The following is a 10,454-nucleotide window of genomic DNA, read 5'->3' as shown; positions in this document are numbered from 1 at the left end:
CTCGTGTGACGCCGCCGTCGCGCTGGTGCTGCTCGCGGGCGACCCCACCGACACCGCGGCCAGGCTCCGCGCCGTCGACGCCGTCCGCGGCTACGGCGAGGTGCACTACGGCCCCGACGAGCTCGCCGGCGACCTGGACATGCGCCCCTCCTACCTCCTGGAGGAGATCGCGGCGGCCGGAACCCAGCTCGCGCCCGCCGCGAAGGAATGGTTCCTCGCCGAGGCCGTCCGGGTCGGACTCGCCGACGACAGGCTGTCGGACGGCGAACGCCACGAACTCCACCGGGTCGCGGCCGCGCTCGGGATGACCCCCGCCCACGCCCTCGGCGTGATCCTGACGACCGAAGGCGCCCCCAGATGAGATCTGCCCTCGTCCGAGTTCCCGGACCCCGGCTCGCCGAGGGCATCGTCACGCATCTGGAGCGCCGCCCCATCGATCTGGAGCTGGCCCGCCGCCAGCACGCCGCCTACGCCGCCGCCCTGGCCGCCGCCGGGTTCGCCGTGCACGAGGTGGAGCCCGCCGACGACTGCCCCGACGCGGTCTTCGTCGAGGACACCGCGGTCGTGTGCGGGGGAGCGGCCGTGCTCGCCCGTCCCGGCGCGCCGTCCCGCCGTCCCGAGGTGGCCGGCACCGAACGCGCGCTGCGCGCCCTGGGCGTCGAGATCAGGGCGATGGAAGGCGAGTTCACCCTGGACGGCGGCGACGTCCTCCAGGCGGGCGACACCCTGTACGTCGGACGCTCCGGCCGGACCGACGACGAGGCCCTCTGCAAGATCTCCCCGGCCTTCCCCACCCGCCGGGTGGTCGGCGTCAAGGTCACCGGCTGCCTGCATCTCAAGTCCGCGATGACGGCGCTGCCCGACGGCACCCTGATCGGCGTCGCCGACTGGCTCGACACCTCGGGCCTGCCCGGGCTGCTGGTCGCGCCCGAGCACAGCGGCGCGCACCTGGTCGTTCTCGATCCCGAGCACGTGCTGATCGCGGCGTCCGCGCCCCGCACGGCCGAGATGCTCCGCCGGGACGGGTGGCGGGTGACGGCCGTCGACATCTCCGAGTTCGAGGCCCTGGAGGGCTGCGTGACCTGCCTCTCCATCCTCATCTAGAAAGACTCTTTCCGGTTTGGTCCGGATGGTGAGATATGCCAGGTCATCGCCTGTTTACAAGGTGGTACTTTCGTAATCACCGCTTAACAATCATCTTCCGCCTCCGAAATAAGGCACCTCCAAGTTGAGATCAAACAACTCGGGGTCTTGTTGAGGAGAAGAAACAAAGTGGGTATTTCCACCTGGCGCCGAATGGCCGTTCTGGCCAGCGTCTCCGCTCTCGCTCTGACGGCGTGCGGCGGCGAATCCAAGAAGTCGGATGACGCGGCCGGCGGCGGCGACACCATCAAGGTCGGCATCCTCCACTCCCTGAGCGGCACGATGGCCATCAGCGAGGTGACGGTCAAGAACTCCGAGCTCATGGCGATCGACGAGATCAACGCCAAGGGCGGAGTGCTCGGCAAGAAGATCGAGCCGGTGATCGAGGACGGCGCGTCCGACTGGCCGACCTTCGCCGAGAAGGCCCGCAAGCTCATCAAGAAGGACCAGGTCGCGACCGTCTTCGGCGGCTGGACCAGCGCGTCCCGCAAGGCGATGCTGCCGGTCTTCGAGCAGGAGAAGGCCCTGCTGTGGTACCCGGTGCAGTACGAGGGCCTTGAGCAGTCCCCGTACATCTACTACACCGGCGCCACCACCAACCAGCAGATCATCCCCGGCCTCGACTACCTCAAGGCCGAGGGCAAGAAGAAGATCTTCCTGGTCGGCAGCGACTACGTCTTCCCGCGCACCGCGAACAAAATCATCAAGGCCTACGCCGAGGCCAACGGAATGGAAGTCCTGGGCGAGGAATACACCCCGCTCGGCCACACCGAATACGGCACGCTCGTGAACAAGGTCATGGCCGCCAAGCCCGACGCCGTTTTCAACACGCTCAACGGCGACAGCAACGTGGCGTTCTTCAAGCAGTTCAAGGCCGCGGGCGGCACCGCCGAGAAGCTGCCGGTGCTCTCGGTGTCCATCGCCGAGGAAGAGGTCGGCGGCATCGGCGTCGACAACATCGTCGGCCAGCCGGTGGCCTGGAACTACTACCAGACCACCAAGGGCGCCGCCAACGAGACCTTCGTCAAGGCCTACCAGGCCAAGTTCCCCGGCAAGCCCACCTCCGACCCGATGGAGGCCGGTTACAACGCCGTCCACCTGTGGGCGAAGTCGGTCGAGAAGGCCGGCACCGTCGAGGTCGAGGCCGTCAAGGCCGCCTCGGACGGCGTCGCGCTCGAACTCCCCGAGGGCCTGGTCACCATCGACGGCAAGACCCACCACGTCTACAAGACCGCCCGGATCGGCGTCATCCAGAAGGACGGCCTGATCACCGAGGTCTGGAACTCCGGCAAGCCGATCAAGCCGGACCCCTGCCTCACCACCTACCCGTGGGCCGGTTCGCTCGTCCCGAACCCGAGCCCCTGCAAGTAAGCACCATCTGCGACCCGTGCCGGGCCTTCCGCCCGGCACGGGTCGGCGGCATGAGAGAGAGGAGGGGTCATGCTGGACCAGTTGCCGATCGGACTGAGCATCTCCGGGGCGCTGCTGCTGATCGCGCTCGGCCTGACGTTCACGTTCGGCCAGATGGGCGTCATCAACATGGCGCACGGTGAGTTCATCATGGCGGGCGCCTACACCGCCTACATGCTCCAGGACCTGGCGGGCGGCCAGGCGGTGATCGTCGCCCTGCCGGTGGCGTTCGTCGTCGCCGGGGTGATGGGGCTGATCCTGGAACGGGTGGCGATCCGCCGCTTCTACGGCCGGCCGCTGGACACGCTGCTGCTCACCTGGGGCGTCAGCCTGGTGCTCCAGCAGCTCGCCCGCGACCTGTTCGGCGCCCCGAACGTCAACGTCACCGCGCCCTCCTGGCTGGCGGGCCGGATGAGCCTGGGCGGCGTCCAGGTGCCGTACACCCGGGTGTTCATCATGGCGCTGGCGGTCGTCTGCGTCGTGGCGATCTGGGCGTACATGAACAAGTCGCGGCAGGGCCGCCGGATGCGCGCCGTCATGCAGAACCGCGAACTCGCGGCCTGCTCCGGCGTGGTCACCGAGCGGGTGGACCAGCTGACCTTCTTCATCGGCTCGGGCCTGGCGGGCATCGCCGGGGTCGCGCTGACCCTGATCGGTCCGATCGGGCCGACCCTCGGCACCAACTACATCGTCGACGCCTTCCTCGTCGTCGTCGCAGGCGGCCTCGGCCAGCTCCGCGGCGCCGTGCTCGCCGCGCTCGCGCTCGGCCTGCTCAACTCCTACGCCGAGTTCTGGACGGACGCGAGCCTCGCCAAGGTCATCGTGTTCGGCTCGATCGTGGCGTTCCTCCAGTTCCGTCCGCAGGGCATGTTCGTCCTCCGTTCCAGGGCACTGACATGAGCACTTCTCTCGCCACCGCACTGTCGTCCAAGAAAGTCCGCGGCTACGCCCTGTTCATCGGGGTCGCCGCCCTGCTGCTGGCCGTCGCCCCCGGCGTGCTCGACCCGTTCCGGCTCGGGCTGCTCGCCAAGTACCTCTGTCTCGCGATCGCCGCCCTCGGCATCGGCCTCGCCTGGGGCCAGGGCGGCATGATGACGCTCGGCCAGGGCGTGTTCTTCGGTCTCGGCGGCTACGCCATGGGCATGTACCTCAAACTCCACGACTCGGGCGAGGGCCTGCCCGACTTCATGACGTGGAGCGGGGTGGAGAAGCTGCCCGCGCTCTGGGAGCCGTTCCGCAGCCCCGTGTTCGCGCTGGCGATGGTCGTGGTGCTGCCGGTGGCCGTGGCGCTCCTGCTCGGCCTGCTGGTCTTCCGCCAGCGGGTCCGTGGCGCCTACTTCGCGATCCTCAGCCAGGCGCTGGCCGCCGCGTTCGTGATCTGGCTGATCGGCCACCAGGGTCTCACCGCCGGCACCAACGGTCTCACCAACTTCTACGACGTGTTCGGGATGGACCCCCAGGAGGAGTCCACCCAGCGCACCCTCTACTTCACCGTGGTGGTCGTGCTGGGCGCGCTGTACCTGCTCGCCCGCCAGCTCGTGAAGTCGCGCTTCGGCCGGCTGCTGGTCGCGATCCGTGACGGCGAGGACAGGGTCCGCTTCCTCGGCTACAACCCCGCGACCGTCAAGACGATCACCTTCGCGGCCTCCGCGGCGATGGCGGGCATCGCCGGGGCGCTCTACGTGCCGGTCGTCGGGTTCATCTCCCCGGCGCTGCTCGGCGTGGTCCCGTCGCTGGAGCTGGTCGTGGCCGTCGCCATCGGCGGACGGTTCGCGCTCGGCGGCGCCATCCTCGGCGCCGTCCTCATGAACTACGGCCACACCGCCCTGTCGGAGAAGTGGGCGGACAGCTGGACCTACCTCCAGGGCGGCCTGTTCATCCTGGTGATCATGGTGGCGCCGAAGGGCATCGTGGGCCTCGCCCAGCAGTTCGGCGACTTCGTGGCCAAGCGGCGCGCCCCCCGGGCGCCCGAGGCCCCCGAGAGCATCGCGATCAAGGAGGAGGTGCCCGCATGAGCCTGCTCGAGATCAAGGACCTGATGGTCGTCTTCGACGGCTTCAAGGCCATCAACGGCGTGAACCTGTCGGTGGGGGAGGGCGAGCTGCGCTTCCTGATCGGCCCCAACGGCGCCGGCAAGACCACCCTGATCGACGTGATCACCGGACTGACCAAGCCGACCTCCGGGACGGTCACCTTCGCCGGCACTTCCCTGGTCGGCAAGAAGGAGCACAAGGTCGTCCGGCTCGGCATCGGCCGCACCTTCCAGACCTCGGTGGTCTTCGAGGAACTGTCGGTCGTGGAGAACCTCGACCTCGCCGCGAGCTTCCGGCGGCCCCTCGCCGCCCTGCTCCGCCAGCGCAGGACCGTCTCTGAGACGGTCGAGAAAGCGCTGGTCACCATCGGCCTGGAAGAGCTCGCCGACAAGCCCGCCGGCATCCTGTCCCACGGCCAGCGGCAGTGGCTGGAGATCGGGATGCTCATCGCGCAGGGCCCCAAGCTGCTGCTGCTCGACGAGCCCGTCGCCGGCATGAGCAAGGACGAGCGGGAGCGGACCGGCGAACTGCTCACCGAGATCGCCAAGGACCACACGGTGATCGTCATCGAGCACGACATGGAGTTCCTGCGGCGCTACGCCTCGACCGTCACCGTCCTGCACGAGGGAACCGTGCTGGTCGAGGGCGACGTCGCGGCCGTCCAGGCCGACCCCAAGGTCCAGGAGGTCTATCTGGGCCGCAAGAAGGAGGACGCGGCGTAATGCTCAAGGTTGAGGGACTGGAGGCCGCCTACGGGCGGGCGCGCGTCCTGTTCGGGATCGACTTCGAGGTCGAGGCCGGGCAGCTCATGTGCGTGATGGGCCGCAACGGCGTCGGCAAGACCACGCTGCTGAACTCGGTGATGGGCGTGCTCAGCCCGACGGCCGGCAAGGTGCTGTTCGAGGGCGAGGACGTCACGAAGCTGAAGACCCACGAACGGGTCAGACGCGGCATGGGCTATGTCCCGCAGGGGCACGAGACCTTCCCGCAGCTGACCGTCGCGGAGAACCTGCAGGTCACCCTGGAGGCGACCGCCCACCGCGACAAGAAGGCCGTCGACGAGGCGATCGAGGCGTTCCCGCGGCTCGTCCCGCTGCTCAAGCGCAAGGCGGGCTTCCTGTCCGGCGGCCAGCAGCAGCAGCTCGCGATCGCCCGCGCGCTGGTGACCAGGCCGAAGATGCTGATCCTCGACGAGCCGACCGAGGGCATCCAGCCGTCGATCGTGCTGGAGATCGAGACCGCGATCGAGCAGCTCCACGCGTCAGGGCTGGCGGTGCTGCTCGTCGAGCAGTACCTGGAGCTGGCGCTGCGGCTCGCCGACCGGTTCATCATCCTGGAGAGCGGCCACGTCGCCGCCGCGGGAGAGTCCGAAGACCTCAAGAACGACGACGTGGCCCGGCTCCTGGCCGTCTAACGCGCGTTGGTCAGGGTCTCCCACGCGATGAACTGCTCCAGACCCGCGGGGCGCTGCTTGAGCAGCGCCTTGCGGGTCCACGACAGCGGCGAGACCTTCCGGTACGCCTGGTAGCCGATCTCCAGGCCGGGGGCGAGGGACTTGCTCAGCCGCCCGCCGCACAGCCAGCCCGGCACCGGCTGCAGCCAGTGCTTCGACTGGAACTCCAGGGCCGCCGTCACCCGCGGCTTGAGCTCCTTGAACAGGTCCTTGTGCTGGAGCCGCGCCGTCGCCGCGGTCTGCATCGTCGCCGCGATCCCGTAGATCGGGTGGATCCGGTCGCGGCAGGTCTCCTGGGTCATGCCCTCGGCGTAGACGGGGCGGGGGCCGCCGTCGGCACACGGCTTCGGGTTCGGGTCGTTCTCGTTGATCGTCTCACTGCACGGCTGGTACCAGTAGGAGTCGAGGTCCCAGACCGGGACTCGCGGCTGGTGCGGCCGGTCCCCGTCGGAGGCCAGGTAGAAGTAGGACGGCACCCGGCTGCGCAGCAGCGCGACCCCCTTGTCGAAGGTGTGCCGGTCGTTGAGGAACACGCCGATCCCGGTCGTGGCGTCGGCCATGACGAGGTCCCAGTTCCCGTTCATCCCGTTGATCGCGTAGCCGTCCTTGACCAGCGGCAGGATCCGGGTGCGGAGCATCGCCTCGAACCGGTGGGCGTGGGTCCACTTCTTGCCCTTGGGCTGGGTGTGCCGGACGAGCTCGGCGGCCCGCACCCAGTTCTGTCCCGACCAGGCCGCGGCCAGCGGGGCGTCGCCGCCGGTCCGCTGCGGGTCCGCGGCCGACCAGGCGTCGAGGAACCGGGTGGCCTGCGCCAGATACCGCTTGTCCCTGCTGTACGCCCACAACAGCGCGTAGGTGTAGGCCGCGACCGAGTCGCGCCGCTCGAGGTCGCAGGCGGCGTTCGACCCCTCGCCGAACGGGCCGCACGCGACCAGCTTCGACGGCTTCGGCCTGGCCTTCAGCGACGCGTACTTCGACTTCTTGACGGTCTTGTAGGCCGTCTTCCACGGCTCCTTCTTCAGCCGTTTGCGGACGTAGTCCAGGTCGGCCTTGCCGAGCTGGACTCCGGGATGCACGAAGGCGACCTTCCGCGAGGCCGCCTTCGGCACCGCCGTCGCCGGAGCGGGGACGACGTGGGCGGCGAGGAGCCCGCCGAGAAGCAGGGGGGAGACGGCCAGAGCCGCCAGCTTTCTACGCACGCGGCTATGAAATCAGGTGATCAGTACTGTTTCGCTCCGATCGACTTCATGATCATGGGCCAGGCCAGATGGAACTCGCGGTTCCAGTACGCCCAGTTGTGCAGACCGTCGCCGTAGACGTGCGCCGTCACCGGGATCCCCATCGCCCTGAGCTTGGTCGCGAACGACTGGACGGTCGATCCGACCACGGCCTCGCCGTACCCGCCGATGATCCGCCACTGGAGGGCGTCGCCGAGGCCCTTCTCCTTCAGCAGCTCCTCCCACTGCGCGTCGAGCGGGCCCGCCTTGCCGGTGGTGCCGGAGGAGATGTACAGGCCGGTGCCGCGCAGATTCTGGGCCAGCACGTACGGGTCGTGCCACATCCAGTTGACCCGGTCCTTGACCGGGTCGCCCCATTTGGCCTTCACGCCGCCCTGCACGCCGTTGGCGATGTCGGTCCAGGCCAGGACCGTCGCCAGGCCCGGCTGGGTCAGGTGCAGGATGCCGCTGAAGGAGGCGGCGTACTTGTAGTAGCCGGGGTGGCGTCCGGCGAAGGTCAGCGCGCCCTGGCCGCCGGAGGAGATCCCCATGATGGCCCGCGCGTTGCTCGCCCGGTAGTTGCGCTCCATCAGCTGCGGCACCTCGGCCACCAGGAAGGTCTCCCAGTTGGGGCCGCCGCCCTTGCCGCCGTTGTACCAGTTGGTGAACCCGCTGCCCTGGCCGCCTTCCGGCATGACGACGAGCGCGTCGTAGCGGGCGGCCCAGTCCTTGAGGTCGGTCATGACGTCCCAGCCCTGGTAGTCGCCGGCGCCACCGCCGCCGAGCACGTACAGGACGGGCCATTTCCGCTTGGCGGTCTTGCTGTAGCCGCGCGGCAGGAAGATCCGCGCCTTCGGCTTCATGAAGGTCAGGGAGGGGGTGTCGATCGTGATGTCCACGACCCGGTCGCGGACGCCCTGCTCCTGGATGACCTTGGCGCCGGTGTCGGCGGGCGCGGCCGCGCGGGCGGCCGCCGGCTGGAGCACGGACACGAGCAGGACGGCCGCGGCCACGGCCGCTCGCTTCGCTGTCGGATGCACGAGAATCCCCCATATGGACGTTTGATCGAAAACTTAGCGGAAGATCACAAGATCCTGCCATCTGCCCTGTAGATAACGCGTCCCCCTCCGGCCATGGGCGCACGGGCCCAGGAGTCGGGCGGGGGTCGAACGGGAGTCGGGCGGTGGATCAAGGCGTGGACCCGGTATTACGGGGGAACTCCGGGCGCGAGGGCCATGCCGGGAGTGGTAATGCGTCATTCGACGGACGCCTTTACGCGGCGCTTAGGGGATTGGCGAGAATTCTCACGAGGTTCTGAGAATTGCCATTGTTCGCGGTGATCGCGATCACGTCGGACGCCCTCCGACCTGTGAGATCACCCTGCCGGGCGGAAAGTTCGAGTAGTGCGATGTGATCTGCGTCACAGGCGCGGGAGGTCGGACGGCAGGGTGTAACTGGGAGGTCCAGGTCTATCCTGGCCAACGCCAACTAATCACGGCGAAAGTAACGCCGGGGCAACGTGAGTCCTATATGGTCTCTACCGTTTCGTGTGATCAGTGCGGGTACGCACTGGTGAACTTGGAGAGCTCTCAGTGACCGACATGTCGACCTCATCGTCGACCCCGCCCTGGCAGCGGCCCGAACCCGACGCGCTCGGGTCCGACGGCGCGCCCCTGCGCGAGGAACCCCAGGACGGGGCGGGCGAAGCGCAGGAGGTCGGACCGGACTTCGAGTGGCTCACCGGCCGTTCCGCCACCCCGGCTCCCGCCGAACCGGACGACCCGCTGACCGTCCCCGACGCCGTTTCCCTCACCGCGGCCCTGGACGACGACCCGGAACCCGCGCCGTCGCCGCTGACCGACCCGCTCACGGCCGACCTCCAGGAGTCGCCGGCGCCCCCCTCGCCCGAGGTCGAGGACCACTCGCCCATAGAGCGGACCGTGCTGCGCGCCGCCGACGTCCCCGACGTGCTCCGCGACCTCGTCCGGGGCACGGCCAGACGGCGGGCCGAGTCCGATTCCGGTGCGGCCCTGGAGTTCAGGGAGCGGCTGGCCCGCTTCACCGACCCCGAACGCGCGGATCTGCTGCTGGAGACGGTCCGGGCGCAGGCGGCGGCCGTCCTCGGCCATACCGGAACCGGCGGGATCGACCCCGCCCGCGCCTTCCGCGACCTCGGGTTCGACTCGCTGTCCGCGGTCGAGTTCCGCAACGGCATGACGGCCGCGACCGGCCTGCGGCTGCCCGCCACGCTGATCTTCGACTATCCGACCCCGATCGTCCTGGCCGGATACCTCGTCGACGAGCTGCTCGGCGCGGCCGACGCCGGGTCGGTCTCGGCCGTGGCGAGGGCGGCCGACGACGACCCGGTGGTGATCGTCGGCATGGCGTGCCGCTATCCGGGCGGCGTCGAATCCCCTGACGACCTGTGGCGGCTGGTCGCCGAGGGCGGCGACGGCATCTCGGGGTTCCCCGCCCACCGCTCCTGGGACACCGACGGGATCTACGACCCCGAGCCCGGCACGCCCGGCAAGACCTACACCCGCGAAGGCGGCTTCCTGCACGACGCAGGGGACTTCGACGCCGGGTTCTTCGGGATCAGCCCCAACGAGGCCCTCGTCATCGACCCGCAGCAGCGGCTGCTGCTGGAAGCGTCCTGGGAGGCCCTGGAACGGGCGGGCATCGACCCGCTGTCGCTGAAGGGCGGCTCAGCCGGAGTCTTCGCGGGGCTGACCTACCACGACTATCCGTACAACACCAATACCGGGTCGATCGTGGCCGGCCGGGTGTCGTACTCCCTCGGCCTGGAGGGCCCGGCGCTGACGGTGGACACGGCGTGCTCGTCGTCGCTGGTGGCGCTGCATCTGGCCGCGCAGGCGCTGCGGTCGGGGGAATGCTCCCTCGCCCTCGCGGGCGGTGTGGTCGTGATGGCGACCCCGGACACGTTCGTCGAGTTCAGCACGCAGGGCAACCTCGCCGCGAACGGGCGGCCCAAACCGTTCGCGGCGGCGGCCGACGGCACCGGCTGGGGTGAGGGCGTCGGCGTCCTGGTGGTGGAGCGCCTGTCCGACGCGCGCCGCCTCGGCCATCCGGTGCTGGCGATCGTCCGGGGGACGGCCGTCAACCAGGACGGCGCGTCCAACGGCCTGACCGCGCCGAACGGCCCGTCCCAGCGGCGGGTGATCCGCGCGGCCCTGGCGA

The 10,454-nt window shown here is 69.4% G+C and carries 10 protein-coding genes; 8 read left to right on the top strand and 2 right to left on the bottom strand.

What is annotated here, in order from left to right:
- The 7 genes from ACYVE7_RS20595 to urtE all read left to right on the top strand — a co-directional run.
- The coding region (locus ACYVE7_RS20595; RefSeq protein WP_460366592.1) for a hypothetical protein at positions 1-361 on the top strand (361 nt) is incomplete at its 5' end.
- Positions 358-1,104: a dimethylargininase gene (gene ddaH / locus ACYVE7_RS20590; RefSeq protein ID WP_460366591.1), complete on the top strand. Its 747-nt coding sequence runs from the start codon at positions 358-360 to the stop codon at positions 1,102-1,104. The genes ACYVE7_RS20595 and ddaH, both read left to right, overlap by 4 nt.
- Positions 1,105-1,296: 192 nt before the next feature.
- Positions 1,297-2,514, top strand: a complete 1,218-nt coding sequence (gene urtA / locus ACYVE7_RS20585; protein WP_460366590.1) for an urea ABC transporter substrate-binding protein — start codon at positions 1,297-1,299, stop codon at positions 2,512-2,514.
- 69 nt (positions 2,515-2,583) lie between these two features.
- Positions 2,584-3,453, top strand: coding sequence for an urea ABC transporter permease subunit UrtB (urtB, locus tag ACYVE7_RS20580; RefSeq protein ID WP_460366589.1), 870 nt, complete (start codon positions 2,584-2,586; stop codon positions 3,451-3,453).
- Entirely contained in the window at positions 3,450-4,568 is a 1,119-nt protein-coding gene (urtC, locus tag ACYVE7_RS20575) for an urea ABC transporter permease subunit UrtC (protein ID WP_460366588.1), read from the top strand. Before urtB ends, urtC begins: the two co-directional genes overlap by 4 nt.
- On the top strand, positions 4,565-5,308 hold the full coding sequence (urtD, locus tag ACYVE7_RS20570; RefSeq protein WP_460366587.1) for an urea ABC transporter ATP-binding protein UrtD: 744 nt from the start codon (positions 4,565-4,567) through the stop codon (positions 5,306-5,308). Before urtC ends, urtD begins: the two co-directional genes overlap by 4 nt.
- Positions 5,308-6,000, top strand: coding sequence for an urea ABC transporter ATP-binding subunit UrtE (urtE, locus tag ACYVE7_RS20565; protein ID WP_460366586.1), 693 nt, complete (start codon positions 5,308-5,310; stop codon positions 5,998-6,000). The genes urtD and urtE overlap by 1 nt, the downstream gene beginning before the upstream one ends.
- On the opposite strand, the gene ACYVE7_RS20560 is transcribed toward urtE, so the two are convergent.
- Together ACYVE7_RS20560 and ACYVE7_RS20555 are read right to left on the bottom strand one after the other, a co-directional pair.
- Positions 5,997-7,238: an alginate lyase family protein gene (locus tag ACYVE7_RS20560; RefSeq protein ID WP_460366585.1), complete on the bottom strand. Its 1,242-nt coding sequence runs from the start codon at positions 7,236-7,238 to the stop codon at positions 5,997-5,999. The two genes, urtE and ACYVE7_RS20560, sit on opposite strands and share 4 nt — an antisense overlap.
- A 20-nt stretch (positions 7,239-7,258) precedes the next feature.
- Positions 7,259-8,296, bottom strand: coding sequence for an alpha/beta hydrolase (locus ACYVE7_RS20555; protein ID WP_460366584.1), 1,038 nt, complete (start codon positions 8,294-8,296; stop codon positions 7,259-7,261).
- Between the two features lie 561 nt (positions 8,297-8,857).
- Here ACYVE7_RS20555 and ACYVE7_RS20550 point away from each other — a divergent pair.
- On the top strand, positions 8,858-10,454 hold a 1,597-nt coding region (locus ACYVE7_RS20550; protein ID WP_460366583.1), incomplete at its 3' end, for an acyl carrier protein.

It is taken from the genome of Actinocorallia lasiicapitis, assembly GCF_054778695.1.
Note: the sequence above shows the minus strand (reverse complement) of the source record. Positions and strands in the feature narration are given on the sequence as shown.